General features: G+C 35.2%; 27 protein-coding genes. 21 read left to right on the forward strand and 6 right to left on the reverse strand.

Annotated elements, in window-relative coordinates; genetic code table 11:
• Window positions 1-272: 272 nt before the first annotated feature.
• Both LPC20_RS09475 and LPC20_RS09480 read right to left on the reverse strand, forming a co-directional pair.
• Window positions 273-1,853, reverse strand: coding sequence for an NADP-dependent glyceraldehyde-3-phosphate dehydrogenase (locus LPC20_RS09475; protein ID WP_229324796.1), 1,581 nt, complete (start codon window positions 1,851-1,853; stop codon window positions 273-275).
• Between the two features lie 29 nt (window positions 1,854-1,882).
• Window positions 1,883-2,194, reverse strand: a complete 312-nt coding sequence (locus LPC20_RS09480; RefSeq protein ID WP_229324798.1) for a rhodanese-like domain-containing protein — start codon at window positions 2,192-2,194, stop codon at window positions 1,883-1,885.
• Between the two features lie 325 nt (window positions 2,195-2,519).
• On the opposite strand from LPC20_RS09480, the gene LPC20_RS09485 reads away from it, so the two are divergent.
• The 9 genes from LPC20_RS09485 to LPC20_RS09525 all read left to right on the forward strand — a co-directional run bounded on the left by LPC20_RS09485 (window position 2,520) and on the right by LPC20_RS09525 (window position 11,183).
• Window positions 2,520-3,308 carry a sulfite exporter TauE/SafE family protein gene (locus tag LPC20_RS09485; protein ID WP_229324800.1) on the forward strand — a complete coding sequence of 263 codons (789 nt, stop codon included), beginning with the start codon at window positions 2,520-2,522 and terminating at the stop codon, window positions 3,306-3,308.
• A 78-nt stretch (window positions 3,309-3,386) separates the two neighbouring features.
• Window positions 3,387-4,805 carry an MBL fold metallo-hydrolase gene (locus LPC20_RS09490; RefSeq protein ID WP_229324802.1) on the forward strand — a complete coding sequence of 473 codons (1,419 nt, stop codon included), beginning with the start codon at window positions 3,387-3,389 and terminating at the stop codon, window positions 4,803-4,805.
• A gap of 114 nt (window positions 4,806-4,919) precedes the next feature.
• A complete protein-coding gene (locus LPC20_RS09495) occupies window positions 4,920-5,756 on the forward strand; it encodes a cation transporter (RefSeq protein WP_229324804.1) in 837 nt (278 codons plus the stop codon).
• 3 nt (window positions 5,757-5,759) lie between these two features.
• Complete coding sequence (locus LPC20_RS09500; RefSeq protein ID WP_229324806.1) at window positions 5,760-5,954, forward strand: hypothetical protein; 195 nt, start codon at window positions 5,760-5,762, stop codon at window positions 5,952-5,954.
• Window positions 5,955-5,959: 5 nt separating this feature from the next.
• Window positions 5,960-6,259 carry a thioredoxin gene (gene trxA / locus LPC20_RS09505; protein WP_420827825.1) on the forward strand — a complete coding sequence of 100 codons (300 nt, stop codon included), beginning with the start codon at window positions 5,960-5,962 and terminating at the stop codon, window positions 6,257-6,259.
• Entirely contained in the window at window positions 6,259-6,453 is a 195-nt protein-coding gene (locus LPC20_RS09510; RefSeq protein WP_229324808.1) for a DUF6132 family protein, read from the forward strand. The genes trxA and LPC20_RS09510 overlap by 1 nt, the downstream gene beginning before the upstream one ends.
• A gap of 334 nt (window positions 6,454-6,787) precedes the next feature.
• Complete coding sequence (locus LPC20_RS09515) at window positions 6,788-7,540, forward strand: phosphatase PAP2 family protein (protein ID WP_229324810.1); 753 nt, start codon at window positions 6,788-6,790, stop codon at window positions 7,538-7,540.
• Window positions 7,541-7,635: 95 nt separating this feature from the next.
• On the forward strand, window positions 7,636-8,670 hold the full coding sequence (locus LPC20_RS09520; protein ID WP_229324812.1) for a helix-turn-helix domain-containing protein: 1,035 nt from the start codon (window positions 7,636-7,638) through the stop codon (window positions 8,668-8,670).
• A gap of 89 nt (window positions 8,671-8,759) precedes the next feature.
• The gene (locus LPC20_RS09525) at window positions 8,760-11,183 is read left to right on the forward strand and encodes a TonB-dependent receptor (protein ID WP_229324814.1); all 2,424 of its coding nucleotides are present in this window, start codon (window positions 8,760-8,762) and stop codon (window positions 11,181-11,183) included.
• A gap of 175 nt (window positions 11,184-11,358) precedes the next feature.
• Here LPC20_RS09525 and ytxJ read toward each other — a convergent pair whose 3' ends face one another.
• Window positions 11,359-11,748, reverse strand: a complete 390-nt coding sequence (ytxJ, locus tag LPC20_RS09530) for a bacillithiol system redox-active protein YtxJ (protein WP_229324816.1) — start codon at window positions 11,746-11,748, stop codon at window positions 11,359-11,361.
• A gap of 144 nt (window positions 11,749-11,892) precedes the next feature.
• Here ytxJ and clpB point away from each other — a divergent pair, with 144 nt between their 5' ends.
• The 11 genes from clpB to LPC20_RS09585 all read left to right on the forward strand — a co-directional run bounded on the left by clpB (window position 11,893) and on the right by LPC20_RS09585 (window position 23,846).
• A complete protein-coding gene (gene clpB / locus LPC20_RS09535; RefSeq protein ID WP_229324818.1) occupies window positions 11,893-14,496 on the forward strand; it encodes an ATP-dependent chaperone ClpB in 2,604 nt (867 codons plus the stop codon).
• 269 nt (window positions 14,497-14,765) lie between these two features.
• Window positions 14,766-16,166 carry an anthranilate synthase component I family protein gene (locus LPC20_RS09540; RefSeq protein WP_229324820.1) on the forward strand — a complete coding sequence of 467 codons (1,401 nt, stop codon included), beginning with the start codon at window positions 14,766-14,768 and terminating at the stop codon, window positions 16,164-16,166.
• 67 nt (window positions 16,167-16,233) lie between these two features.
• Window positions 16,234-16,851, forward strand: coding sequence for an anthranilate synthase component II (locus LPC20_RS09545; protein ID WP_229324822.1), 618 nt, complete (start codon window positions 16,234-16,236; stop codon window positions 16,849-16,851).
• Between the two features lie 146 nt (window positions 16,852-16,997).
• A complete protein-coding gene (gene trpD / locus LPC20_RS09550) occupies window positions 16,998-17,990 on the forward strand; it encodes an anthranilate phosphoribosyltransferase (RefSeq protein WP_229324824.1) in 993 nt (330 codons plus the stop codon).
• Between the two features lie 109 nt (window positions 17,991-18,099).
• Window positions 18,100-18,879, forward strand: coding sequence for an indole-3-glycerol phosphate synthase TrpC (gene trpC / locus LPC20_RS09555; RefSeq protein ID WP_229324826.1), 780 nt, complete (start codon window positions 18,100-18,102; stop codon window positions 18,877-18,879).
• A gap of 117 nt (window positions 18,880-18,996) precedes the next feature.
• On the forward strand, window positions 18,997-19,620 hold the full coding sequence (locus tag LPC20_RS09560; RefSeq protein WP_229324828.1) for a phosphoribosylanthranilate isomerase: 624 nt from the start codon (window positions 18,997-18,999) through the stop codon (window positions 19,618-19,620).
• 12 nt (window positions 19,621-19,632) lie between these two features.
• A complete protein-coding gene (gene trpB, locus LPC20_RS09565) occupies window positions 19,633-20,814 on the forward strand; it encodes a tryptophan synthase subunit beta (protein WP_229324830.1) in 1,182 nt (393 codons plus the stop codon).
• Between the two features lie 2 nt (window positions 20,815-20,816).
• Complete coding sequence (gene trpA / locus LPC20_RS09570) at window positions 20,817-21,581, forward strand: tryptophan synthase subunit alpha (RefSeq protein ID WP_229324832.1); 765 nt, start codon at window positions 20,817-20,819, stop codon at window positions 21,579-21,581.
• A gap of 193 nt (window positions 21,582-21,774) precedes the next feature.
• Window positions 21,775-22,680, forward strand: coding sequence for a hypothetical protein (locus LPC20_RS09575; RefSeq protein ID WP_229324834.1), 906 nt, complete (start codon window positions 21,775-21,777; stop codon window positions 22,678-22,680).
• Window positions 22,681-22,689: 9 nt separating this feature from the next.
• A complete protein-coding gene (locus LPC20_RS09580; protein WP_229324836.1) occupies window positions 22,690-23,373 on the forward strand; it encodes a Crp/Fnr family transcriptional regulator in 684 nt (227 codons plus the stop codon).
• Between the two features lie 65 nt (window positions 23,374-23,438).
• The gene (locus tag LPC20_RS09585) at window positions 23,439-23,846 is read left to right on the forward strand and encodes a DM13 domain-containing protein (RefSeq protein ID WP_229324838.1); all 408 of its coding nucleotides are present in this window, start codon (window positions 23,439-23,441) and stop codon (window positions 23,844-23,846) included.
• Window positions 23,847-23,914: 68 nt separating this feature from the next.
• On the opposite strand, the gene yaaA is transcribed toward LPC20_RS09585, so the two are convergent.
• Complete coding sequence (gene yaaA / locus LPC20_RS09590) at window positions 23,915-24,673, reverse strand: peroxide stress protein YaaA (RefSeq protein WP_229324840.1); 759 nt, start codon at window positions 24,671-24,673, stop codon at window positions 23,915-23,917.
• 122 nt (window positions 24,674-24,795) lie between these two features.
• On the opposite strand from yaaA, the gene LPC20_RS09595 reads away from it, so the two are divergent.
• Complete coding sequence (locus LPC20_RS09595) at window positions 24,796-25,173, forward strand: iron chaperone (protein ID WP_229324842.1); 378 nt, start codon at window positions 24,796-24,798, stop codon at window positions 25,171-25,173.
• A gap of 23 nt (window positions 25,174-25,196) precedes the next feature.
• On the opposite strand, the gene LPC20_RS09600 is transcribed toward LPC20_RS09595, so the two are convergent.
• Window positions 25,197-26,234, reverse strand: coding sequence for an RluA family pseudouridine synthase (locus LPC20_RS09600; RefSeq protein WP_229324844.1), 1,038 nt, complete (start codon window positions 26,232-26,234; stop codon window positions 25,197-25,199).
• Complete coding sequence (locus LPC20_RS09605; protein WP_229324846.1) at window positions 26,224-26,844, reverse strand: PASTA domain-containing protein; 621 nt, start codon at window positions 26,842-26,844, stop codon at window positions 26,224-26,226. Before LPC20_RS09605 ends, LPC20_RS09600 begins: the two co-directional genes overlap by 11 nt.
• Window positions 26,845-26,969: the final 125 nt, after the last annotated feature.

Below are 26,969 nucleotides of genomic sequence, written 5' to 3' on the forward strand. Positions count from 1 at the left end.
TAATTTATTTCAATAAAGAGTTCGTAACTAAAACACTAAAAAAAATATTATACTGATTAATAAATTACTAGATTTTAGTCACTAAACACAATAATTCTACTAAATTACTTTATCTCAATGGCACATTTAAATATTTTACGATTGATTAAAAAAATAGTACGTATAAATTAAAAAAAAAAATGATTTATTAACATTTTTTTGTTAATAACTACATATAAAAAAAGCGACTTATTCTTACAAATAAGACGCTTTTAAATATTTGAAAAATCAGACTATAAAATATAATCTGTGTTGATAAAGTTAGACTCCTTGCTATTCAATAGTTCTTGTAAGATGGCATTGTTGTAGTCGTTGTCCTTAGAGGCAACGAATGTTCGAATAGAAAACGATCGCAAAGCATCGTGAATACTCAAAGTTCCTACAGCTGAGTCTTTACGACCTGTAAACGGGAATACATCTGGTCCACGTTGACAAGAACTGTTCAAGTTTACTCTACAGACTAAATTCACCAAAGTATCAATTAGTGGTGCGATCGTTTTTATGTCTTTTCCAAACAAACTCACTTGTTGTCCATAATTCGACTCCGCCATATCATTCAATGGTTCTTGAATGTCTTTAAACGAAATGATTGGCACCACAGGGCCAAATTGCTCCTCGTGGTAAACACGCATGTTTTTGTTCACAGGATATAAAACCGCTGGAAAGATGAAGTTGTCGCTGTGCTCTCCTCCTTTTGCATTCAAAATTTGAGCACCATTGGCTTTAGCATCATCAATCAATTCTTGAATGTAGGCCGGTTTTTCTTTCTCAGGAAGTGGTGTTAGCATCACTCCTTTTTCCCAAGGATTTCCAAAAGCCAATGCGTCTACTTTAGCAGCAAAACGAGTATTAAATTCTTGTGCTATCGATTCGTGAACATACAAGACTTTTAAAGCTGTACAACGCTGACCGTTAAAGGACAACGAACCTGTAATACATTCTTGAATAGCCAAATCCAAATCGGCATCAGGTAAAATAATCGCAGGATTTTTGGCTTCTAAGCCTAAAATCAAACGCAATCTGTTTTTATTCGGATGTTGGTCTTGCAAGGCAATCGCTGATGTACTGTTTCCAATCAAAGCCAAAACACCAACTTTACCCGATTTCATTATTGGCGTAGCTACTTCTCTACCCCTACCATATAAAATATTAATGGCGCCTTTTGGAAAACTACTTCTAAACGCTTCCAATAGCGGAGTTAATAATAGAACTCCATGTTTTGCTGGTTTAAAAACCACAGGATTTCCCATAATCAAAGCAGGAATCAGCAAGGAGAAAGTTTCATTCAAAGGATAGTTATAAGGTCCTAGACACAATACAACGCCTAAAGGCCCTCTTCGCACCATGGCATGAATACCCTGAACTTTACTAAAATGAGCACTTCTACTGTTCAATTCTTTCAAACTATCAATCGTATCGTAAATGTACTCCACCGTTCTGTCAAATTCTTTTTCAGAATCGCCAAGGGTTTTTCCAATCTCCCACATTAATAATTTGACTACTTCGGCACGAGTGTCTTTCATTTTGGTTACAAAATCTTCCATACACTTAATGCGATCCCCTACTTTCATAGTAGGCCATAAACCTTGACCGTTGTTGAAAGCTAAATCAGCTGACTCAACTGCTTCCATAGCTTCTTTTTCTCCCATAGCAGGAATAGTACCTAACAAAGTAGGCGCATAATCTGCTGTAGAAGAAATAGTCGAATAAACCGGTGTAGTTACGCCAGTCCATTTTTTTAATTCGCCATTAACCAAGTACGTATCTTGTGTTAAAGGAGAAGTAATTTGAAATTCTTGAGGAATTGTACTCATAATATGTTGTTGTGTTGTTGTTTAGTAATTTAGGGTTCAACGATATCTCCGTCCCATTCTATGATACCACCTAATAAATTATAAGTGTTTTCAAAACCCATTTCGTTCATAATCGCACATGCATTGGCACTTCTAGCACCAGAACGACAATAAACATAGTAGTTTTTGGATTTATCTAATGTTTCTAAATCAGCAACGAATCCCGCTCCTTGATGAAAATCATAATTGATAGCTCCTGCAATAAACCCTTCGTCAAATTCCATTGCTGTTCTTACATCAAGTATCACAGCGTTTTCGTCTGACTCATATTGAGCAATCCAATCTTCTTGTGTTAAATTCATATCAAATAATTTTAATTTCTGTAAAAATACGATGTTTTTAGCAAACAATAAATGAGACAGTTACGAATTGAAAAGTAATTTCACGAAAACGTTTTCCAGTTTTCATTATTGTTATTAAATAGTGCTTTAAGCAACATTATTTATAAGAAATAGGGAATGGTTTGTATTAAATTTTTCCTTTTTTGATTAAAAATAAATCATCTAAATCACTTAATCTTGAGGTTCATTTATTTAATTTTTGTAAATTAGAATTTTTAAGACTGTGACAAATGTTACATTTGATATGATTCAAAATGTTCATTTTTGTAATTAAAAATATCAAAACATGGAATACATCGGTTACTTTGCGTCAATAATTATAGGGCTTTCACTTGGTTTAATTGGAGGTGGCGGTTCTATTTTAACTATTCCTATTTTAGTCTATTTATTTAAAATTGATCCTGAGCTAGCCACAAGTTATTCCTTATTTATTGTTGGAATTACCTCATTAATGGGTTGTATTAGCCATTACCGAATGGGAAATTTACAAATAAAAGCAGCACTGTATTTTGCAATTCCTTCAATTGTTTCAATTTTGATAATTCGCGAAGTAATTTTTCCGCAAATTGCTGAAACACTATTTTCTATAGCTTCTTACCAAGTCTCAAAGAGTTTTCTAATTATGATTGTTTTCTCTTTGCTTATGATTGCAGCCTCAGTATCTATGATAAGAAAAAATGAGTTCACTACAACTACTGGGGAAACCAACTATATTCAGCTAGGAATCATTGGTTTCTTTGTTGGAATTGTCACTGGATTTTTGGGTGCTGGAGGCGGATTTTTAATTATTCCGGCCTTGTTGTTTTTTGCAAAATTACCAATGAAACAAGCCATAGGAACTTCATTGTTAATCATTTTCATCAATTCAAGTATTGGATTTGGCGGCGATTTGTATATTGGAACTCCAATAGATTATGGCTTTTTGTTTATCATATCAGGCATAGCCTTTATCGGAATGCTTATTGGAACTCAATTATCAAAACAAATAGATGGCGCTAAATTAAAACCCATTTTTGGATGGTTCGTTTTAATTATGGGGATTTACATCATCACTAAAGAAGTTTTTTTTAATTAATTAATTGTAACCAATGTCACAAATCAAATAGTAATTCTAAATTACTTTTGTAGAAAAAATAAAATCACACAATATATCATGCAAATAGAACAAATTTATACAGGATGTTTAGCACAAGGTGCCTACTATATTACTTCTAATGGAGAAGCAGCAATTATTGACCCATTGAGAGAAATACAACCGTATTTGGATCGATTAAAACGCGATAACGTCAAATTAAAATACATTTTCGAAACACATTTTCATGCTGATTTTGTATCGGGTCATATAGATTTAGCTAAAGCAACCCAATCTAAAATTGTATATGGGCCAACCGCTAATCCAGAATTTGAAGCTATTGTAGCCTCTGACGAACAAATTTTTGAAATTGGTAAAATAAAAATAAAAGTATTGCATACTCCTGGTCATACTATGGAAAGTACTACTTATCTATTAATTGACGAAAACGGAAAAGACCACGCGATTTTCTCTGGAGACACCTTGTTTATTGGAGATGTAGGACGTCCTGACTTGGCTCAAAAAGCAGCTTCAATGACACAAGAAGAATTGGCCGCTACTTTATTTCATTCGCTTCGAAATAAAATTATGACGTTAGCAGATGATGTAATTGTATATCCTGCTCACGGTGCCGGAAGTGCTTGTGGAAAAAACATGAGTAAGGAAACAGTTTCTACTGTGGGTAACCAAAAAGCAACTAATTATGCGTTGAGAGCTAATATGACTGAAGCTGAATTCGTCAAAGAAGTAACAGATGGTTTGTTGCCTCCACCTGCTTATTTTGGTATGAATGTAGCCATGAATAAAAAAGGATACGAAAGTTTCGAAACGGTTTTAAACAACGGAATGCGCGCTATTCCTGTAACTCAATTGGAGTTGATGGTGGAAGAAACTAGAGCGTTAATCCTTGATGCACGTAACAATGCCGAGTTTGCTCAAGGATTCATTCCTCAATCCATCAATATCGGAATCGATGGCGATTTTGCGCCATGGGTAGGTGCTTTAATTGCCGATGTGAAACAACCTATTGTACTAGTAACAGCTAACGGACGTGAAGAAGAAACGGTAACTCGTTTAAGCCGCGTTGGTTTTGACAACTTAATCGGACATTTAGATGGAGGATTCGAGGCTTGGAAAAACGCTGGTCACGAAATAGATACTGTAAACCGAATTTCAGCTGAAGAGTTTGAAAAACAAGTAACCATTGGCGAAAGCAAAATTATCGACATTCGTAAAGAAAGTGAATACGAAGCGGAACATATCGAAGAAGCCTATAGCAAACCTTTGGCTTATATCAACGAATGGGTAAAAGACATCAATCCAGAGGATCATTTTTTCTTGCATTGTGCTGGTGGTTATCGTTCTATGATTGCAGCTTCTATTTTAGAGGCACGTGGATTCAGAAACTTCAGCGAAGTAGAAGGCGGTTTTAATGCAATTGCAAAAACTACTGTTCCAAAAACTAATTTTGTGTGTCAAAGTAAGGTTCTGAAACAATAAAAATTTGCTTTTTAGTACTTACCTATTACCTCAAATATTTGCCACAGATTAAGGGATTAGAATGTTTAATTTAAATTAATCTGTGTAATCCGTGGCAAAAAATAAAAATACATCATGGAAGACTTAAAATGTTGTGTGACTTCTTGCGACAAGCCTTTAGACCAAGCCTATTGGGATGCCCAATACAAGGCTAAGGCAACTGGCTGGGATTTAGGAACCGTTTCCCCTCCTTTACAAGAATTTATTGACACCATCGAAGATAAAAATAGTGCCATTTTAATTCCTGGAGGGGGGAATTCGTATGAGGCAGAATACTTGCTACAGCAAGGTTTTACCAATATAACTGTAATTGATATTGCGCCCACTTTAATAGAAGTATTGCAACAAAAATTTGTCAATCAGCCCCATGTCAAAATCATTTTAAGCGATTTCTTTGAACACCAAGGACAATACGACTGGATCATTGAACAAACTTTTTTCTGTGCGCTTCCGCCAACGATGCGACCAAAATACGTTTGGAAAATGCACCAATTGTTAGCTCCTAAAGGAAAAATAGCAGGATTGTTGTTTAATCGCGAATTTGAAGAAGGACCTCCATTTGGTGGTAACAAAGTTGAATATATCAATTTATTTTCTGGCGCTTTTACTATTCTAAAAATGGACGTTTGTACCAATTCGGTTGTGCCAAGAGCCAATTCTGAATTGTTTATTGAATTAGAAAAAAACACCGCTGCCGAAGTTCATTTATACAATTTTGAAGGCATCACTTGTAGTGGTTGTAAAGCCACTGTTTCTGAAAAATTAACGTCATTAGACACCGTTTTAAATGTTAATATGAATTCCAATTTTAGCGAAGTAGTAATTACCAGTACTGAAGAAGTAGCTCTTAAAAAATTACAAGACACGGTTTCTTTTGATGAAAAATACAAAATCATAAAAGCGAATTACTAAACTATGAAAAACTTACTTTTAACCAATTGGCACCTCATGCGCTGGGTGCGTTTGGCTTTTGCCATTTTTCTTTTCAGTCAGGCCTATATATTGAGAGAGTGGACTTTTGTATTTTTTGGAGCCTTTTTCTTGATTCAAGTTATTTTTAATATGGGTTGCGGTGCCAATGGTTGTGCTGTTCCCTACTCAAAAAAATAAAAATTATGAGCTCTTTTAATCAAATCATACAATCAGACAAACCAGTTTTAGTGGACTTTTTTGCTACTTGGTGTGGGCCTTGCCAAATGTTAGCCCCTATTTTAAAAGAAGTAAAAGCCAATTTAGGAGAACGCATCTCCATTATTAAAATTGATGTAGATAAAAACCAAGCCGTGGCTGCTCAATATCAAGTTCGCGGAGTACCAACCATGATTTTATTTCAAAATGGCAAACCATTATGGCGACAATCAGGGGTGCTTTCTAAAGAAGACCTGATAAAAGTAATCCTTGAAAAAAGCAACTAATGACTAAAAAGGCCTTACTACTAACCGGTATCGGAGTTGCCATTGGCGCCCTTGCCGGATATGGGTATTATTTTTATGTAGGTTGTGCTTCAGGCACTTGCGCCATTACTTCAAAACCACTCAACTCCACACTATACGGAGCGTTAATGGGAGGTTTAGTTTTTAATATGTTTATGAAGGAGACTAAAAAGTAAAATCTTTAAATTGAAGTTATTATAAAAGATATTTCCATAATTTATAATCAAAGCCCTTTTTGATTTTTTGTACAATCATTTTTTGTATTTTTTATATTTTTGATAACTATTTGAAACGAAATTTATCAAACACATAAATGCAAAATTGGGTGATTAATTTTGGTTTTGTCAGACATATATACTAGTTATCTGCAAGCTTACCGAACGGCACCCACCAACACAATCGGTTGGCAAATCAGAAAACATTTTTACTATCTTTGAAAACAAATGGATATATAATTATAATTTATAAAATAGTTTGAAAGTCTTAAAGTTAGTTAAATAAAATAATAGAATGAAAAAATATTTTATAACGATAATACTAATAATTTTTTATTGTTCTAAATTTCAGGGACAGAATAAAAATACTGACAGTTTAAATGTAGTAACAAAGAAAAAATTTAACTACAAATCTCTCATTATACCAACTTCTTTAATTGGATATGGAATAGTTGGACTTGAAAGTCATAGTTTATTAAATTTAAATTATGAAGTAAAAGAAGAAATTACTGAAAATATTGATAATAAAATAACTATGGATGATTTCTCACAATATTCGCCATTTGTTACTGTATATGCTCTTAATCTTGCTGGAATTAAAGGAAAAAATGACTTTAAAGATAGAACTATAATATTTGGAACTGCTTATTTAATTATGGGTGCAACTGTTAACATAATTAAACATACTGGAAATGTTGAAAGACCAGACGGAAGTTCTACAAATTCATTTCCATCAGGACACACAGCAACAGCTTTTATGGGAGCAGAATTTTTATTTCAAGAATACAAATATGAATCTATTTGGTATGGTATATCTGGCTATGTTGTTGCAGCTGGAACAGGTTTTTTCAGAATGTATAATAATAGACATTGGTTAACAGATGTTGCTGCTGGTGCAGGAATAGGAATTCTTAGTACAAAAATTGCCTATTGGATACATCCATGGATGAAAAAAGTACTATTCAAAAAACAAGAAAATCTAAATGGTGCTATTTTCCCATTTTATAATGATAATAAAATTGGATTTGGAATGGTAGTCAAGTTTTAAAAAAGATAGTCATGAATACTATACAGGTTCATTCTAAAATAAACAGTAAAACCATGAAATATTTCACTAAATTTATACATTACACTTAAGTAAAAATGCTCCAAACCATTCAATTAATTGCTTTAATTCAAGGAGTTTTTGTTTTATTTGCATTATATCAAAGGCGAAAAGATTATAAAAAAATAACTTTTTGGTTGCTTTTTGGAAGTTTGCTATCTGTTTTGCTTTATATTTTAGGTGATGACAATAACAATCTTTTTTTTGAAAATAAAGATTGGTTTCTTTTTGATAACACCTTATTTGTAACCTTTCTCTTTTTGTTTTTCAAGTATTACAAAAGCGAAAGAGAAAAATTTATAAAATCCAATTATCTATTTTTTCTTCCCAACATTTTTTATCTAATTCTTGAATTACTCGAAATAAAATTAACTAAAGAAAACTTTAATATTGAAATTCTAGAAGTGCTTTTGGAATTAACCTTTGTGATTTATCTATGCTTAATATTATATTCTGTTTTTACAGATAAAAGAAGAATTTGGACTACTTATTTTGTTATTCCAATTGTTATTTTACTTGTTTTTTCTTGTATAAATGATACTCTTAAAATAATTGGATTACAAGAATTGCATTTTTTCTTAAATCAAAACTTTAACACCTATCTTTTATTAATTGTCGCTTTTTTATTTTACTTTATTTCTTTGAAATTATTGACTAATAACAAAAATATTTTACCAAAAAACGAAATAGGCAAATACAATAATTCTAATCTTAACACAAAACTGATTGAACAATATAAGTCGGATTTAATTAATGCAATGGAAATAGATAAATTGTTCTTAAATGGAAAATTATCCATTCAAGATGTTTCTGAAAAACTTAATATTCCTAAACAGTATATTTCGGAAGTTTTAAATGAACATATGAACACCAATTTCCAAGATTTCATTAATGAATACAGAGTAGAAGAATTTATAAATCGCATAAAAAACGATCAAAATAATCAATTTACACTTTTAGGAATCGCCACAGAAGTAGGATTTAATTCTAAATCTTCTTTTAATTCTATATTCAAGAAATTTAAGGGTTTAACACCAACTCAATTCAGAAAAAATCTTGAACAGAACGGCTAACTTGTACAAAAAAATTATTCTGCACTACTCTTTTTTTATTTATTCGTAGTTGCTTTCGTTCTTTGCAGAAAAATTTAAATAATTCAAATATGTCTTTACAAAAAAAATCAAAAAAAGTACTTAGCTCTTTATTTTTATTTTTTTCATTCTTCTCATTTTCTTATGCACAAACAAGTGTAACTGTTTCGGGACTTATAAAGGACAAAAACAGCAAAGCTGTTTTGCCTTTTGTAAACGTAGTTTTGAAAAACGAAAAGGACAGCACTTTTGTAAGTGGAACAATTACCAACGAAGAAGGACGATTTTTACTATCAAAAGTAAAGTCAAGCAATTACTATTTAGAAGTTTCATACATTGGCTACAAAACTACAAAACTGTCGTTATTTATCGGAAACCTCACCGAATTTTTAGATATTAAAACAATTGAAATAGAAGAAAATACAACTTCATTGCAAGAAGTATTTGTAACAGGAAAAACAGCCGAGATAAGTGAGAAAATGGATAAAAAAACATTTTCTTTGAAAGACAACATTAGTCAAAATGGTGGTTCGGTTTTACAAGCTATGCAAAATTTGCCAAGTGTAACTGTACAAGACGGAAAAGTCCAACTTCGCGGTAATGATAAAGTAACCGTACTTATTGACGGCAAACAAACAGCCTTGACAGGTTTTGGAAACCAGACAGGGTTAGACAATATTCCTGCATCTGCGATTGAAAAAATTGAAATTATTAACAATCCATCTGCCAAATATGATGCAAATGGAAACGCAGGAATTATCAATATTATTTACAAAAAAAACAAAAAAGATGGTTTTAATGGAAAGGTTGGCTTTACAACGGGTGTTGGTTCTCTATGGGTGCGAAAAGAAAATTTACCAAACATAAGACAACAATATACTTATACGCCAAAAATCAACCCAAGCGTTTCACTCAATTATAGAAAAAACAAAGTCAATGTCTTTTTTCAAGGCGATTACTTATATACTGAAACGCTTAACAAAAATGAATTTGTAACAAGAAATTACGACAATGGCGTTGTAATTAATTCACAATTAAAACGCAACAGAAACACACATTTTACTACATTGAAAAGTGGCTTTGATTATGCAATTAACGACCAAAATTCTTTGACCATTTCAGGACTTTTTGGAAGTGAAAAAATAATTGACAGAGGTGACCAACCCTTTTTTAATAGCGATTTTTCACAACGTAACCGACTTTGGCAATTTTTGGAAGATGAATTAAAAACAACCATAATGACTACTGCTAGCTATCAACACAAATTTAAAGAAGCAGGACATATACTGAATATTGGTTTCAATTACACTTTTCACAGAGAAGATGAAAAATATTTTTACGACAATTATTTGCCTACATCCACAGGAACGGATGCGTTTAAATTATTGTCTGACGAGCAAGTTTATGATTTAAATTTTGACTACATAAAACCACTTAAATACGGTCGAATTGAAACAGGCATAAAACTTCGCAACAGGAATATACCGACAAATATGCAATTTATTCCTGGTTTAAATTCAGTTTTAGACACCAATGCAAGCGGTTGGGCAACTTACAAAGAATTAATTCCTGCCGTTTATGGAAACTACATTTTTGAAAACAAAAAATGGGAAGCCGAATTAGGATTACGAATTGAATATGTAAAAATTCAATATGACGTTAATCCTAATCATATAGTTTATAAAAGTGATGGTTATAATTACACACAACTATTTCCAAATTTACGTTTGGCATATAAAATTAACGACAATAACAGAGTTTCTATTTTCTACAGCCGAAGAGTTGACAGACCTAACGAAGTTGATATTCGTATTTTTCCAAAATATGATGATGCAGAAATAATTAAAGTTGGTAATCCTGCATTGCGACCACAATTTACAAATTCAATAGAATTAGGCTATAAAAAAAGTTGGAAAAAAGGAAGTTTATATAACGCCATTTATCACCGATTTGCTGACGGAACGATTACAAGAATTTCTAGTACTGTTCCACCAAGTAATTTAATTTATGCAACATTTCAAAACGTAAATAAAAGTTACAACACCGGAATTGAAATGGTTTTAGCACAAGAAATTTCTAAATTGTTCGCATTCAATATTAATTTGAACGCATATAGAAATCAAATTGATGCGTTTACAGTTGAAAACAAATACCCAACGACCCACACTTTTTCGGCAGACAAACAAGAAATATCTTCAGGAAATTTAAAACTAAACAGTACTTTTCATTTCCCTAAAAACATGGATGTGCAATTAACAGGTATTTATTTAGCGCCCGATATTATTCCACAAGGAAAAATTAAATCGAGATTTTCATTAGATCTTGGACTAAAAAAAGCAATTCAAAAAGGAAAAGGCGAGCTCTATTTTAACGCAACAGATTTGTTAAACACAATGAAAATCAAAAAAGAAATCAACGGACAAGGCTTTAATTATACCAGTAATGACTATTACGAAACACAAGTAATAAGGCTTGGATATAGTTATAAATTTTAACGAAACAGAACACCCGAAAAACGCCAGCGGGTAACAGCCGTTTTTCGCAATCACGAATTTTATGATAAGTTAACGTTTTTTTTTCGCAAGAATATTAACTTTAATAGAAAATAAAAAGTTCCTAACTTTATAACTGACGAGAAGCGGCGGAACGTTAGTTTGGTTATTAAATAATCTACACCATCCCCTTCAACTCCACCACGTCAATATCGCTATGCGAAGCATCGTAGACCGATTTTCCTTCTTTAATCAAAAGCAATTGCGGTGATTGGTGGTAGACATCAAAACGAGTCGCAATTTCATTTGAGATATCCCGATGATTGAGTAAGTCCAAAAAATAAGGCGTTACACTGCCTTCTAGATTAAATTCATTCTCAAATTGTTTCAACGCCATACGGCTAATACTGCAACGCGTACTGTGTTTAAAAATCACTACAGGTTGTTGATGAGACAATTCCATAATCTCGTTCAATTGTCCCAAATCAGTCAATGGAATCCAATTGATTTTGGATACATTATTGTTTTTATTTTCTGAATCTCCAAAAATAGAAGTAAATAAAGTCATTTTGTCGTTTTTTAAGTCATTTTGTCGTTCGTAAACCCTTGATTAAAGCCAAATTGTCGTAAATTTAGGTATGGAACAAGAATTGACGAATTTTCTTCAAAGTTAATTATTTAACCCCAAAAATGAATTTAAAAAAAGACAAAAATGAACATCAATAAATTTACTACTAAATCGCAAGAGGCCATCCAACTTTCGCAACAAATCGCGCAAGGATTGGGTCAGCAACAAATCGAAAATGAACATCTTTTCAAAGCGCTTTTGGAAGTCGACGAAAATGTGACGCCTTTTCTATTGAAAAAATTAAACGTGAATGTCCCGCTTTTCAAACAAATCTTGGAAAGTACCATTCAAAGTTTTCCAAAAGTTTCGGGGGGCGATATTATGTTGTCCAGAACAGCTAACGCTACTTTGAACGAAGCGGAGATTTTAGCAGGAAAAATGAACGACGAATTTGTTTCGGTTGAACATTTGGTATTGGCAATTTTTGGTTCCAAAAGTAAAATCGCTCAAATCCTAAAAGACCAAGGCGTAACTGAAAAAGAATTAAAAGCCGCCATTGAAGAAATGAGAAAAGGCGAAAGGGTGACCTCTGCCTCTGCCGAAGAAACCTACAACGCCTTAAACAAATATGCCAAAAACCTGAATGATTTAGCTCGAAGCGGCAAACTAGATCCTGTTATTGGTCGTGATGAAGAAATTCGTCGTGTGTTGCAAATTTTAACTAGACGAACTAAAAACAACCCAATGCTAGTGGGCGAACCTGGTGTAGGTAAAACAGCCATTGCAGAGGGTTTAGCGCACCGAATTGTAGATGGCGACGTACCCGAAAATCTAAAAGATAAAATTATCTTCTCTCTTGACATGGGCGCTTTGATTGCGGGTGCCAAATACAAAGGAGAATTTGAAGAACGTTTGAAATCAGTGGTGAAAGAAGTTACTGCTGCCGATGGAGACATTGTACTTTTCATAGACGAAATTCACACTTTAGTAGGTGCTGGCGGTGGCGAAGGAGCCATGGATGCCGCTAATATTCTGAAACCCGCTTTGGCGCGTGGCGAATTGCGTGCTATTGGTGCAACGACTTTGGACGAATACCAGAAATATTTTGAGAAAGACAAAGCCCTAGAAAGACGTTTCCAAAAAGTAATAGTGGAAGAACCCGATACCGAAAGTGCTATTTCTATCTTACGTGGGATCAAAGAAAAATACGAAACGCACCACAAAGTGCAAATCAAAGACGAAGCTATTATTGCAGCGGTAGAATTATCGCAGCGTTATATCACCAATCGTTTTTTACCTGATAAAGCCATCGATTTAATGGACGAAGCGGCTTCTAAATTGCGAATGGAAATCAATTCAAAACCCGAAGAATTAGACGTTTTGGATCGAAAAATCATGCAATTAGAAATCGAAATTGAGGCCATCAAACGTGAAAAAGACGAAAGCAAGTTGAAAGTCTTGGGAATGGAGTTAGCCAACTTAAAAGAAGACCGCAACGAGATTTATGCCAAATGGAAATCGGAAAAAGATGTGGTAGATAACATCCAAGCCGTGAAAACCGAAATTGAAGACTTCAAATACGAAGCCGAACGTGCGGAACGAGATGGCGACTATGGAAAAGTAGCTGAAATTCGTTACGGAAAAATCAAAGAAGCACAGGAACGTTTGGATGCTTTGGTAAAACAATTGCAAGAAAATCAATCAGGTACTTCCTTGATCAAAGAAGTCGTTACCCGAGAAGATATTGCCGAAGTAGTAGCCAAATGGACTGGGATTCCAGTGATGAAAATGCTACAAGGCGAAAGAGAAAAACTCTTGCATTTGGAAGCCGAATTGCACAAACGTGTAGTGGGACAAGAAGAAGCTATTGAAGCGGTAAGTGATGCCGTTCGTAGAAGTCGCGCGGGTTTACAAGACATGAAAAAGCCTGTTGGTACTTTCCTTTTCTTAGGAACAACGGGTGTGGGTAAAACCGAATTGGCGAAAGCATTAGCCGAATACCTTTTCGATGATGAAAATGCCATGACGCGAATTGATATGAGCGAATACCAAGAACGTCACTCTGTGAGTCGTTTAGTGGGTGCGCCTCCAGGTTATGTGGGCTATGATGAGGGCGGACAATTGACCGAAGCCGTGCGCAGAAAACCCTACTCTGTAATTTTGTTGGACGAAATTGAAAAAGCGCATCCGGATACGTTTAATATCCTGCTACAAGTCCTAGACGAAGGACGTTTGACGGATAATAAAGGACGCTTGGCCGACTTCAAAAACACGATTATCATCATGACATCGAATATGGGTAGCCAAATCATTCAAGATAAATTCGAAAACTTGAAAGGCGGAATTGAAGCGGCAACAGAGTCAGCTAAAGTGGAAGTGTTAGGTTTATTGAAACAAACCGTACGACCTGAATTCATTAATCGTATTGACGAAATTGTAATGTTTACACCTTTGACTCATGCTAATATTGCTCAAATTGTAGGTTTACAACTGAAATCGGTGACCAAAATGTTGGCGCAACAAGGCATTACGATGGACGCTACTCCTGAAGCAATAACCTATTTGTCTGAAAAAGGATACGATCCGCAATTTGGAGCCAGACCCGTAAAACGTGTTATTCAAAGGGAAGTATTGAACCAATTATCTAAAGAGATATTGGCAGGTAGCATCAAAACCGAAAGTATCATTCTTTTAGACGCCTTCGACGGACAATTGGTCTTTAGAAATCAAGGCGAATTGGTTTCTTAATCCAATCTTAATTTAACAAAAAAGCGAGAAAAATATATTTTTTTTCGCTTTTTTGTATTGAATTAACCAAATAACCTTTCTATATTTGTAATCGAAGAATATCAATATGAAAACAATAACAAACAATACTTGGTGGTGGAATAATTTACGTCAGACGTCGTGAACAGAGCTCCTATAGTATTGCTATAAATATAAAAGGCTTGTCATCACGACAAGCCTTTTTTCATATCCTTAAGCATACTAATTATAACATTATAAAAAAGACCATTTTGAAATCTTTTATTTTAAATACAAAATACAAACAAATCCTTGCCGACACCATTACGCCGGTGAGTGTGTACTTGAAAATACGCGACAAATTCCCGAATAGTTTGCTTTTGGAAAGTAGCGACTACAACGGAAACGACAATAGTTTTTCGTACATCTGTTGCAATCCAATTGCAGCTATCAAAATTGAAAATGAAACGATTTCAAAAAATTATCCTGACGGAAGTACTGAAAAAATAGCTATCGATGCTTCAACAGATATTCCTACAGTAATCCAAGAATTTTCAGGCCAATTTGAATCAAAGAAAAACGATTTTAAATTCATTAATAATGGCTTATTTGGCTATATCTCTTATGATGCGGTACGTTACTTTGAAAAAGTAAACATTGCAAAAAAAGAAAATAGCAATACCATTCCTGATGTGTATTATGCGGTGTACCAAAACATCATTGCGATTAACCATTTCAAAAATGAAGCGTATATTTTCTGTCATAGTTTGGACGGAAAAAATAATATTGCAGAAATCGAACAATTACTTCAATCTAGAAATATTGCTTCGTATTCTTTCACCAAATACGGCGAAGGTTTTTCTAATTTAACCGATGAGGAGTTCAAGCATAATGTGGCTTTAGCCAAAAAACATTGTTACCGTGGCGATGTGTTCCAATTGGTTTTATCCAGACGTTTTACGCAAGGATTCAAAGGCGACGAATTCAATGTATACCGCGCGTTGCGAAGCATCAATCCTTCACCTTACCTCTTCTTTTTTGATTATGGAGATTTCAAAATATTTGGTTCGTCTCCCGAAGCCCAAATCATCGTGAAAGACCGAAAAGCAGAGATTCATCCTATTGCGGGAACATTCAAAAGAACAGGTGATGATGAAAAAGATGCTGGTTTAGCCAAACAATTATCAGAAGACAAAAAAGAAAATAGCGAACACGTGATGTTAGTCGATTTGGCTCGAAATGATTTAAGCCGAAACGGTCACGATGTACAAGTAGAAAAATACCGAGAAGTACAATTCTTTTCGCATGTGATTCATTTAGTTTCCAAAGTTACGGGGCATTTACATGAGAAAGCTTCGACGATGCAAGTGGTTGTCGATACTTTCCCTGCGGGAACCTTGAGTGGTGCACCAAAACACCGCGCCATGCTATTGATTGAAGAGTATGAAACAACCAATCGTAACTTTTATGGAGGTGCCATCGGATTTATGGATTTTAAAGGCAATTTCAATCACGCGATTATGATTCGTACTTTCTTAAGTAAAAACCACCAATTGCATTCTCAAGCAGGAGCAGGAATTGTAGCAAATTCAGATGAAGAAAGCGAAATGCAAGAAGTGTACAACAAATTAAGAGCCTTAAATACGGCTTTGGATTTGGCAGAAACAATTTAAGCCCCCTAACCCCCAAAGGGGGAATTTGAAGTAAATTGGAATTAAAAAACAAAAACAAAAAATAACGATGAACAATACTAATGCTAATTCTATTCCCACTGTTCCCCCTTCGGGGACTAGGGGGCAAATACTAGTCATAGACAATTACGATAGCTTTACGTACAATCTAGTCCACTATTTAGAAGATTTAGATTGTGAAGTAACCGTGTACAGAAACGATGAATTTGAGTTGGACGAAATTGCTCATTTTGACAAAATTTTATTATCCCCAGGCCCAGGAATTCCAGATGAAGCGGGATTATTGAAACAAGTCATTCAGCAGTACGGACCTACCAAAAGTATTTTTGGCGTATGCCTAGGACAACAAGCCATTGGCGAAGTGTATGGCGGAACGCTTTCGAATTTGGACAAAGTGTATCATGGTGTAGCAACCAAGGTTACTAAATCAGTCAATGACGAAATCCTTTTTGAAGGATTGGAGAACGAATTTGAAGTGGGACGTTACCATTCTTGGGTGGTAGACGCTAATTTACCAGATTGTTTGGAAGCGACTTCTTTTGACGAAAACGGACAACTAATGTCGCTACGACACAAGACTTACGATGTTAGAGGAGTTCAATTCCACCCAGAAAGTGTATTAACACCAAACGGAAAAAAAATGTTAGAAAATTGGGTAAAAAGTTAAGTTAGATTGTTAGATAATTTAGATGGTTAGATGATTGGATCTTCCAATTTTTATAGAAATTATTCAAATAGTACCCATGTGAAAATTGGGATTAAATAAAACAAAAATCTTTGCGACTTAGTGCCTGAGCGGCAAAAAAAATAAAAATGAAAAACATACTCAACAGATTAATCAATCACGAAATGCTCTCAAAAGAAGAAGCTAAAAACGTTTTGGTCAAAATATCCAATGGGGAATACAATACAAGCCAAATAGCTTCTTTCTTAACGGTCTACATGATGCGTAGCATCAGTATCGAAGAATTAGCGGGTTTTCGTGAAGCCTTATTGGATTTGTGTATTCGTGTCGATTTATCAGGCTACAACACCATTGATTTGTGCGGAACGGGTGGCGATGGAAAAGATACCTTTAACATTTCGACCTTGGCTTCTTTTGTAGCTGCAGGAGCGGGAATCAAAGTAGCTAAACACGGAAATTATGGTGTTTCGTCGATTTCGGGATCGAGTAATGTGATGGAAAAAATGGGAATCAAATTCAGTAATGAAGCTGGTTTCTTGGAAAAATGTATGGAAAAAGCAGGCATCTGTATTTTACACGCACCACTTTTCCACCCTGCTATGAAAAATGTGGGACCTATTCGAAAAGAGTTGGGTGTAAAAACCTTTTTCAATATGTTGGGACCTATGGTAAATCCAGCTTTTCCTCAGAATCAATTGGTGGGAGTTTTCAATTTGGAATTGGCTCGAATGTATGCCTATTTGTACCAAAACACCGATAGAAATTTTACGATTTTACATTCCTTGGACGGTTATGATGAAGTTTCCTTAACCTGTCCGACCAAATGTATTACAAACACAAAAGAACTGATGCTGAATCCAGACGATTTTGGCGTTCGTCTTTTGTCACAAACCGAAATTGAAGGCGGTAAAACTATTGAAGAATCAGCCCAATTATTTACCGATATCATTTCAGGAAAAGGAACTGAAGCCCAAAATAATGTGGTCTGCGCCAATGCTGCAATGGCGATTGAAACGGTAACACAATGCAGTCCGTTAGAAGGATTTGAATTAGCTAAAGAGAGTTTGTTCTCAGGAAAAGGATTGCAAGCCTTACAAACGTTACAAGAATTAAGTAAATAGAAATACGAATTACACGAATTACACGAATTGCTCGAATTGCTCGAATTAGCACAAATGAATTAAATATCAATTTTTAACCTTTGCGCATTAGCGCCTTAGCGGCAAAAAAATGAACATATTAGATAAAATAATACTAGACAAACGAAGAGAAGTAGTTCTTAAAAAATCGATTATTCCGGTTTCACAATTGGAGGCATCGGTGTTTTTTGAAAGACAAACCATTTCGTTAAGCCATAATTTACGCAACAGTAGTTCAGGAATTATTGCCGAACACAAACGTCGTTCGCCTTCAAAATCCGAAATCAATTACGGTTTTACCGTTGAAGAAGTAGTCAAAGGCTATGAAACAGCGGGCGCTTGTGGTATTTCGGTTTTAACGGATGGAAAATATTTTGGTGGTTCTTTAGACGATTTGTTATTGGCAAGAGCCACGGTCAATATTCCGCTATTGCGAAAAGAATTCATTGTGGACGAATACCAAATCTTGGAAGCCAAAGCCCACGGTGCCGATTTAATTCTGCTAATCGCTGCGGTTTTGAGCCGAGAGGAAATCAAAAGTTTATCCGAGTTCGCACATGGTTTAGGATTGGAAGTCCTTTTGGAAGTCCACAATCAAGAAGAATTAGAAAAATCAATAATGCCAAGTTTGGATATGATTGGAGTCAATAACCGAAATTTAAAATCTTTTGAAGTGAGTTTGGATTTCAGTAAAGAATTGGCTGACCAAATTCCGAACGAATTTGTAAAAGTATCCGAAAGTGGTATTTCGTCTATCGAAGCAATAAATGAATTAAAACCATTTGGTTACCAAGGATTTTTAATTGGTGAAAACTTCATGAAAACGGATAATGCTGGTCAAGCGGCAAAAGAATTTATAGCGCAATTGTAACGACACGAATTACACGAATTATCACGAATTGGAAAAAGTTAAACACAGATTAAAGAGTTTACACAGTATAAAAAACCTTTGATTCTTAGTGTCTTTGTGGCAAATAAAAACAAAAATATGAAACTCAAAATCTGCGGCATGAAATACCCCGACAATATTCTAGAAGTAGGATCGCTCCTACCCGATTATATGGGCTTTATATTCTGGGAAAAGTCGGCACGCTATTTTGATGGAGTACTTCCAAATTTACCGCAAAACATCAAAAAAACAGGAGTTTTTGTCAATGCCAGTCAAGAAGATATTGTGTCAAAACTAAGCCAATACGATTTGCAAGCGGTTCAATTGCATGGACATGAGTCGGTGGCATTTTGCCAAGAGTTAAAAAATACATTGGCGAAAAGCATTGAAATCATCAAAGTATTTTCAGTGGATTCATTTTTTGATTTTGACGAGTTGAAACCTTTTGAAACAGTTTGTGATTATTTCCTTTTTGATACCAAAGGAAAATTACCTGGAGGCAACGGAACGACTTTCGATTGGAAAGTGCTAGAAAAATATCCATCGCAAAAACCCTTCTTTTTGAGTGGCGGCATTGGACTAGACGAAATTGATTTGGTCAACGAAATAGTAAAAACTGACTTACCTATTTACGCCATTGATGTAAATAGTAAATTTGAAATTGAACCCGGATTAAAAAACAAAGAAGAATTGCATCGTTTTAAACAAAAAATAAACTTTTAAAAAAGTACAATCATGAGTTACAACGTCAACGAAAAAGGCTATTACGGAGAATTTGGTGGGGCTTACATTCCAGAAATGTTATATCCCAATGTAGAAGAATTGCGCCAAAACTATTTAAAAATAACAGCCGAACCTGAGTTTCAAGCTGAGTTTGACGATTTATTGAAAGAATATGTAGGTCGCCCTACTCCGCTTTATTTTGCATCACGATTGTCTGAAAAATACAATACTAAAGTTTATCTTAAAAGAGAAGATTTGTGCCATACAGGAGCACACAAAGTAAACAACACAATTGGTCAAATTTTATTAGCCAAACGTTTGGGTAAAAAGCGAATCATTGCCGAAACAGGCGCAGGTCAACACGGTGTAGCTACGGCAACCGTTTGTGCCTTGATGGGCTTGGAATGTATTGTGTACATGGGCGAAATTGACATCAAGCGTCAAGCACCTAATGTAGCACGTATGAAAATGTTAGGCGCAGAAGTACGACCGGCCATGTCGGGATCTCGTACCTTAAAAGACGCAACAAACGAAGCGATTCGTGATTGGATTAACAATCCGGTGGATACCTATTACATCATTGGTTCTGTGGTGGGACCTCATCCTTATCCTGATATGGTGGCGCGTTTCCAATCGGTGATTTCGAAAGAAATTAAAAGCCAATTATTGGAAAAAGAAGGCAAAGAAAATCCTGATTACGTAATTGCCTGTGTAGGCGGTGGAAGTAATGCTGCAGGAGCGTATTATCACTTTTTGGATGAAAAAGAAGTAAACATTATTGCTGTGGAAGCTGCTGGTTTAGGAGTGCATTCAGGTGAAAGTGCTGCTACCTCAGCTTTAGGAAAAGTGGGTGTTATTCACGGAAGTAAAACTTTATTGATGCAAACCCCCGACGGACAAATTACCGAACCCTACTCTATTTCAGCAGGATTGGATTACCCAGGTGTAGGACCCATGCACGCAAATTTATATGCTACAGGTAGAGCGCAATTTATCTCCATAACTGATGAGCAAGCGATGGATTGGGGATTACAACTATCCAAATTAGAAGGTATAATTCCGGCAATTGAAACCGCTCATGCCTTTGCGGTTTTGGACGAAATGAAATTCAAACCGACTGATATAGTTGTGATTAATCTTTCGGGACGTGGCGACAAAGATTTGAATACTTATATTGATTATTTTAAATTATAGCAATGAACAGAATCAATCAAAAATTACAAGAAACAAAAAAAATATTATCTATCTATTTTTCAGCGGGATACCCAAGCCTGAATGATACGGTGCAAATTATACAAGATTTAGAAAAAAGTGGAGTCGATATGATCGAAATTGGTCTGCCATTTAGCGATCCTTTGGCTGATGGCCCTACCATTCAGGCGAGTTCTACTCAAGCCTTACATAACGGAATGACAACCCAAGTTTTGTTTGACCAATTGAAAGACATTCGTAAAACAGTTTCAATTCCGTTAGTAATTATGGGGTATTTCAACCCAATGTTGCAATATGGAATAGAAGATTTCTGTAAAAAATGTGCTGAAATTGGTATTGACGGATTGATCATTCCGGATTTACCCGTAGATGTCTATGCAGACGAATACAAAGCTACTTTCGAAAAATACGGACTTATCAATGTGTTTTTAATTACACCGCAAACATCTGACGAACGAATCCGTTTTATTGATAGCGTGTCTGACGGATTTATCTATATGGTGAGTTCAGCCAGCGTGACGGGTTCGCAATCGGGTTTTGGAAGTACACAAGAAGACTATTTCAAACGTATTGCCGACATGAATTTGAAAAACCCACAAATCATTGGTTTTGGAATCAATAATGCCGAAACATTCAACCAAGCGACTCAATTTGCCAAAGGCGCCATCATTGGAAGTGCTTTTATTACGCATTTAACCGAAAATGGCACTGGAAAAATCGAGGAGTTTGTGAAAGGGATAAGAGAATAGACAATTAAATTCTAGTACTCAGTTAGGTGATTTTATCTAATAATTAACATTTTGACTGTTTTAAACAAATCAAAATTAGGCTACATTTGTTTGAGTTTGAAAAATTAACAAGCAGTAATTGCTATTCCCCTGTTCATTTTTTATACTATTTTTTAAGAGGTAAATTTTAATCTTTTAACTTAAATGTATAACTATGAAAAAAAATCAAGGGAAAATTATTGTTATTTTGTTCCTAATCTTCCAATTGAAAAGCTATTCGCAAGGCTGCAGCGATGCTGGTTTTTGCACCATTAATAGCTTAAAACCCAATTCAGAAATTGCCGCTAAAAAGAACCACCTTAAACTTGGAATGTTTACTGGTAGCGCTGATAATTCCGTTTCAGTTTGGGGAAATTATATAGAATACCATACGCAGTTATCAGACCAATTTAGTTTTGACACAAAACTAACTTCCTTAGCTCAAGATGGAAACGGTTATACTAGTTTCGGTTTAGGCGACTTATTTTTGAGTTCCAATTATAAGTTAAACCCAAATTGGACAGTAACGGTTGGAACAAAAATTCCGATGACCAATGGCAACAAAAAAGAAAATGGAGTTTCACTTCCTATGGATTACCAATCCAGCTTAGGAACATTGGATGCTATTGTGGGTTTGGGCTACCAAATAAACAAACTCCAATTCGTTTTGGCTTGGCAACAGCCGCTTACCCAAAATAAAAATCAATTTTTGGCAGAAAATAGTAACACCCCTACTATTTTAAAACAATTTCAATCTACAAATGGATTCAAGAGAAGTGGCGATGTACTTTTTCGTGTAGCCTACCCATTAGCACTGACCAATGATCTTCAATTCACGACCAGTCTATTACCAATTTACCATCTGGACAATGACCGTTATATTGATCTAAGCGGTAAAGAAAAATCTATTGAGGGTTCAAAAGGGCTAACCCTTAATGGTAATGTATTTCTAGATTATGCCCTAAATACAACTAACAGTTTGCAACTCAATATTGGAATGCCACTGGTAGTTAGAGACGAAAGACCAGATGGACTCACAAGAGGTTTCATTGCAACATTAGAATACAAATTCCAATTCTAATTATACAATATGAACAACTATTGGGTTTTTGAAGATGTCAATTTATTCTCTTTGATTTGTCCGCACAAATACAAAGGTTATGAACAAGATCATCCATTCATTTCTTTCCAGAAAGGAAATTACATCTATTTTCAAGGCGATGTATCCAGCACTATATTTCTTGTCAACTCAGGAAAAGTAAAAATTGGTTTTGTCGATGACAAAGGTGAAGAATATGTTACTGCCTATCTTAAAAAGGGAGAAATTTTTGGCGAAAATATTTTATTAAATGAAACACATCGGAAAGAATTTGCACAAGCAGTTGAGAAAAACACCTCCCTTTGTTCGGTAACATTACAACAAGCGGAAGAACTATTACAAGGAAATAAATCATTCACTACAAGTATCTACAAATTCATTGGACTTAAACTCAAAAAAATAGAACGGAGATATCAAATCATGCTCTTTAGAGATACCCGGACTCGAATTATTGAGTTCATAAAAGAACTGAAAGAAGACGTGACTGGTACAATCCAATTAATTAACGGCGAAATTCTTGTCAACAATCCCTATTCTCAGGGAGAAATTGCCAAACTTGTAGGAACCTCAAGACCCACCTTCAATATTATTATTAATGAACTAGAGAAAGAAGGACGTATTGTCTATCAAAAGAATAAGATATTATTAAAAAATTCATTTTTGTTAGATAGCTAACAGCTTATCCAATTTTGGAGAGCTAGTTTTGGATTATATAATTACTAATCCCTAAATTTTAGAAAATGAAAAAAATATTGTGTAGTTGCTTGGTTTTAATTGCCTTATTTTCATGTAGTAACGATGACTCCAATAATTCAACTAATGAAACTACTTCTTCAGACTATAGTTACAAAGGAAATTTTGTTTCTTCTTCGCATCCAACTTCTGGAATTGCCAAAATTAGTAAAGACAAAAAACAACTGTTATTAGAAGGGTTTAAATCAGATGACGGACCGGATTTGAATATTTACTTGGCTGCAAATTTAACCACCATCAAGGTAGATCATATTGATTTAGGTGATATTAAAGGACTCAACGGAAACTATTCTTATACTGTAAATAATACCATTGATTATGCCAAATACAAGTATGTTGTAGTTTGGTGTGTCGATTTTGATGCGAATTTTGGCTATGCCGTTCTTGCCCCTTAAGAAATTGTGTTTGTTGGGAGAAAATCCACGATTTCTATTTAAAAACGCGACAAAATGTTGCGTTTTTTTTATCTCGTAAAAACCAGATTATTCCCCTTCGATAAGTTGTCATCAAATTGATAACCTTCGTAGTTGAAGCCTTTTAAGTCGTCTATAGTTTCGGCATTTGTATCAATAATATAACGCACCATCATACCTCTCGCCTTTTTTGCAAAGAAACTAATCATCTTTAGTTTGCCGTCTTTGTAATCTTTAAAGTCGGGCGAAATGACTGGTACTTTTAGCGCTTTGGTATCGACAACCGAAAAATATTCATTGCTTGCTAAGTTCACAAACAACTCCCCTTTTTTCAATTCTTTATTCAATGAAGCCGTTACTGTAGTTTTCCAAAAATCATATAAGTTTTTGCTTTCGCCAATAGGCAATTTGGTTCCCATTTCCAATCGGTAGGCTTGCATCAAATCCAAAGGTTTTAAAACGCCATACAAACCCGATAAAATGCGTAAACGATCTTGCAACAAGTCCAATTGCTCCATTGGAATGGAATAGGCATCCAAACCGTTATACACCTCTCCGTCAAAAGCATAAACTGCAGGACGTGAATTAGTAGGATTAAAAGGCGTTTTCCATGCTTTATTGCGTTGCCAATTCAAGTCGGCCAACTTATCCGAAATTGACATCAATTGCGATAATTCGGCTGGTGATTGCTGTTTCAAAACCGCATGTACTTTTTTAGATTCATTTAATAAACTCGGTTGTGTGAATTGCGTGGTAGGCAATTCTTTTTCGAAGTTCAACGACTTGGCTGGGGAAATTACTATTTTCATGATAAACGACGATTAATCTGTGTTTGATTTGAATTCAAAAGTACAAATAGATATACCGAAAATCAAACTTTGTTTTCGTGCCACTCAAAACTTTTATTATTTTTGAAATAAATTGAATGATAATGGCTAAAACAAAACCCAACGATACTGAAGGCGTAAACAGATACATTGCCAACTTACCCCTAGAGCAACAAATCGCTTTGGAGCGTATGCGCCATATCATAAAAAACACCGTTCCCGAAGCACAAGAATTCATTAGTTATAGTAAGCCTGCTTACCATTTTCATGGCATGATTGGTAGCTTTGCTGCATTTAAAAACCACTGCAGTTTCTTTCCTTGGAATGCGCAAACTATAATTGACTTTGCTGCCGAACTCAAAGACTTCAAAACCTCAGCAGGAACCATTCAATTCACTCCCGACAAACCAATTCCAGAAGAACTACTTCAAAAAATACTGCGCTATCGAGTTGCGGGTAATTTGGAAAAGAAGAAAAAATAAAAAAGCCCCAATCGGGGCTTTTTTTATTCTTCATCTGCAGTATGCGATTTAGAGTAATTTCTCCAACGTTCCAAACAATCCTTGAAGTCGTCTGGCAATTCGGTATCAAAACGCATCATTTCGCCCGTATTCGGGTGAATAAAGCCCAAGGTCTTAGCATGTAAGGCTTGTCTTGGTAAGGCTTTAAAACAGTTGTCTATAAATTGTTTGTATTTGGTAAAGGTAGTGCCTTTCAAAATCAAATGACCGCCGTAGCGTTCGTCATTAAATAGCGGGTGTCCAATGTGTTTCATATGCGCACGAATCTGATGCGTACGTCCCGTTTCCAGTTGGCACGAAATTAACGTCACATACCCAAAACGTTCTAAAACTTTATAATGCGTAATCGCAGGTTTACCAATTTCGGGATCAGCAAAAACCGCCATTTGCATACGGTCTTTCAAGTGTCGCGCCAAATTACCTTCAATCGTTCCAGCATCATTAGCCACATTCCCCCAAACGAGCGCCATGTATTCTCTTTCGGTCGTTTTGGCTTCAAATTGTTTGGCTAAATGCGTCATGGCTGCTTCCGTTTTAGCAATCACTAACAAGCCCGAAGTATCTTTATCAATGCGATGTACCAATCCCGGACGCTCACTGCTGTTCATCGGTAAATTCTCAAAATGAAACGCCAAAGCATTCACTAAAGTACCAGTGTAATTCCCGTGACCAGGATGCACAACTAAACCAGGCTCTTTGTTGACCAACAACAACGCCTCATCTTCGTACACAATATTCAAAGGGATATTCTCAGGTAAGACATGATTTTCAAAAGGCGGATGCGACAACATCACCTTAATCACGTCCAACGGCTTGACCTTATAATTGGATTTTACAATTTCGTCATTAACAAAAATGTTACCGTCGTTAGCGGCATTCTGAATTTTATTTCGAGTCGCATTAGGAATCAATCCCATCAAGTATTTGTCTATTCGCAAAAAGGCTTGCCCTTTGGGAACTTCAAATTTAAAATGCTCAAATAATTCGTCTTCTAAGTCGAAGGATTCGGTATTATTGTTCATCTAATGGGGTTTCTTCTTCAGGTGTTGCCGTACTGTCAATTTGTACTTCCTCTTCATAACTCATTTTCCCATCTCCTAAAACCAAGTCAATTTTAGACGATTTCATCACACGCTCTCCTGGTTTTAAGTTACGTCCTTTGTAGCGCATGGCTAGCACCATATCTTTTCCTAAACTAGGCTCATAGGTAATCGTTCCCTCTTCTAAACCAATGGCTTTTAATGTTGGAACTGCCTCACGGTAGGTTTTATCAATCAAATCAGGCAACTTCACAGAAGAATAACCCGATGCGTTAATTTTAATATATACTTTACGACCCACTTTCACTTTCGTGCCTGGCAATGGATCTTGCTCTACCACAGTAAATGCAGGATAATCGCCTCTAAAATCAACACTATCCAAAAGTACGTAGTCCAAATCCAACTCGTCTAGCTTGTCCTCTACCTGCTCTTCGGTTAGTTTACTTAAATTCGGCACGGCAATTTCATGTCCGTGATCAGTTGTAAAAGTCAACCAATGCATAAACAAATAACCCAAAACTGCAATAATAGCGAGAGCAGCCAAAACTTGACCCACAAACACCCGACTAGTTAGATACTTACGTAAACTCATAAATTTATTTTTAGTAGGCACAAAGATAAACCTATTTCGTTTCAAAAAAAATGATAATTTTGTTTACTAGTTGGTTGGAGCTATTTCCCGCTATCCGCTTTATCTTTTTTTGGCAAAAAGCCATA

Origin of the sequence: Flavobacterium ammonificans (assembly GCF_020886115.1) — a bacterium.
GTDB lineage: Bacteria > Bacteroidota > Bacteroidia > Flavobacteriales > Flavobacteriaceae > Flavobacterium > Flavobacterium ammonificans.

Excerpts from the sequence above, each read along its gene's own strand:
- LPC20_RS09595 (WP_229324842.1), top strand. The coding sequence starts at position 24,796 with ATGGCTAAAACAAAACCCAACGATACTGAAGGCGTAAACAGATACATT.
- trpA (WP_229324832.1), top strand. The coding sequence starts at position 20,817 with ATGAACAGAATCAATCAAAAATTACAAGAAACAAAAAAAATATTATCT.
- LPC20_RS09525 (WP_229324814.1), top strand. The coding sequence starts at position 8,760 with ATGTCTTTACAAAAAAAATCAAAAAAAGTACTTAGCTCTTTATTTTTA.
- trpC (WP_229324826.1), top strand. The coding sequence starts at position 18,100 with ATGAACATATTAGATAAAATAATACTAGACAAACGAAGAGAAGTAGTT.
- LPC20_RS09585 (WP_229324838.1), top strand. The coding sequence starts at position 23,439 with ATGAAAAAAATATTGTGTAGTTGCTTGGTTTTAATTGCCTTATTTTCA.
- LPC20_RS09515 (WP_229324810.1), top strand. The coding sequence starts at position 6,788 with ATGAAAAAATATTTTATAACGATAATACTAATAATTTTTTATTGTTCT.
- LPC20_RS09495 (WP_229324804.1), top strand. The coding sequence starts at position 4,920 with ATGGAAGACTTAAAATGTTGTGTGACTTCTTGCGACAAGCCTTTAGAC.
- LPC20_RS09480 (WP_229324798.1), bottom strand. The coding sequence starts at position 2,194 with ATGAATTTAACACAAGAAGATTGGATTGCTCAATATGAGTCAGACGAA.
- LPC20_RS09475 (WP_229324796.1), bottom strand. The coding sequence starts at position 1,853 with ATGAGTACAATTCCTCAAGAATTTCAAATTACTTCTCCTTTAACACAA.
- LPC20_RS09575 (WP_229324834.1), top strand. The coding sequence starts at position 21,775 with ATGAAAAAAAATCAAGGGAAAATTATTGTTATTTTGTTCCTAATCTTC.
- yaaA (WP_229324840.1), bottom strand. The coding sequence starts at position 24,673 with ATGAAAATAGTAATTTCCCCAGCCAAGTCGTTGAACTTCGAAAAAGAA.
- LPC20_RS09485 (WP_229324800.1), top strand. The coding sequence starts at position 2,520 with ATGGAATACATCGGTTACTTTGCGTCAATAATTATAGGGCTTTCACTT.
- LPC20_RS09545 (WP_229324822.1), top strand. The coding sequence starts at position 16,234 with ATGAACAATACTAATGCTAATTCTATTCCCACTGTTCCCCCTTCGGGG.
- trpD (WP_229324824.1), top strand. The coding sequence starts at position 16,998 with ATGAAAAACATACTCAACAGATTAATCAATCACGAAATGCTCTCAAAA.
- LPC20_RS09510 (WP_229324808.1), top strand. The coding sequence starts at position 6,259 with ATGACTAAAAAGGCCTTACTACTAACCGGTATCGGAGTTGCCATTGGC.
- LPC20_RS09500 (WP_229324806.1), top strand. The coding sequence starts at position 5,760 with ATGAAAAACTTACTTTTAACCAATTGGCACCTCATGCGCTGGGTGCGT.
- LPC20_RS09600 (WP_229324844.1), bottom strand. The coding sequence starts at position 26,234 with ATGAACAATAATACCGAATCCTTCGACTTAGAAGACGAATTATTTGAG.
- ytxJ (WP_229324816.1), bottom strand. The coding sequence starts at position 11,748 with ATGACTTTATTTACTTCTATTTTTGGAGATTCAGAAAATAAAAACAAT.
- trpB (WP_229324830.1), top strand. The coding sequence starts at position 19,633 with ATGAGTTACAACGTCAACGAAAAAGGCTATTACGGAGAATTTGGTGGG.
- LPC20_RS09490 (WP_229324802.1), top strand. The coding sequence starts at position 3,387 with ATGCAAATAGAACAAATTTATACAGGATGTTTAGCACAAGGTGCCTAC.
- LPC20_RS09560 (WP_229324828.1), top strand. The coding sequence starts at position 18,997 with ATGAAACTCAAAATCTGCGGCATGAAATACCCCGACAATATTCTAGAA.
- clpB (WP_229324818.1), top strand. The coding sequence starts at position 11,893 with ATGAACATCAATAAATTTACTACTAAATCGCAAGAGGCCATCCAACTT.
- LPC20_RS09520 (WP_229324812.1), top strand. The coding sequence starts at position 7,636 with ATGCTCCAAACCATTCAATTAATTGCTTTAATTCAAGGAGTTTTTGTT.
- LPC20_RS09605 (WP_229324846.1), bottom strand. The coding sequence starts at position 26,844 with ATGAGTTTACGTAAGTATCTAACTAGTCGGGTGTTTGTGGGTCAAGTT.
- LPC20_RS09580 (WP_229324836.1), top strand. The coding sequence starts at position 22,690 with ATGAACAACTATTGGGTTTTTGAAGATGTCAATTTATTCTCTTTGATT.
- trxA (WP_420827825.1), top strand. The coding sequence starts at position 5,960 with ATGAGCTCTTTTAATCAAATCATACAATCAGACAAACCAGTTTTAGTG.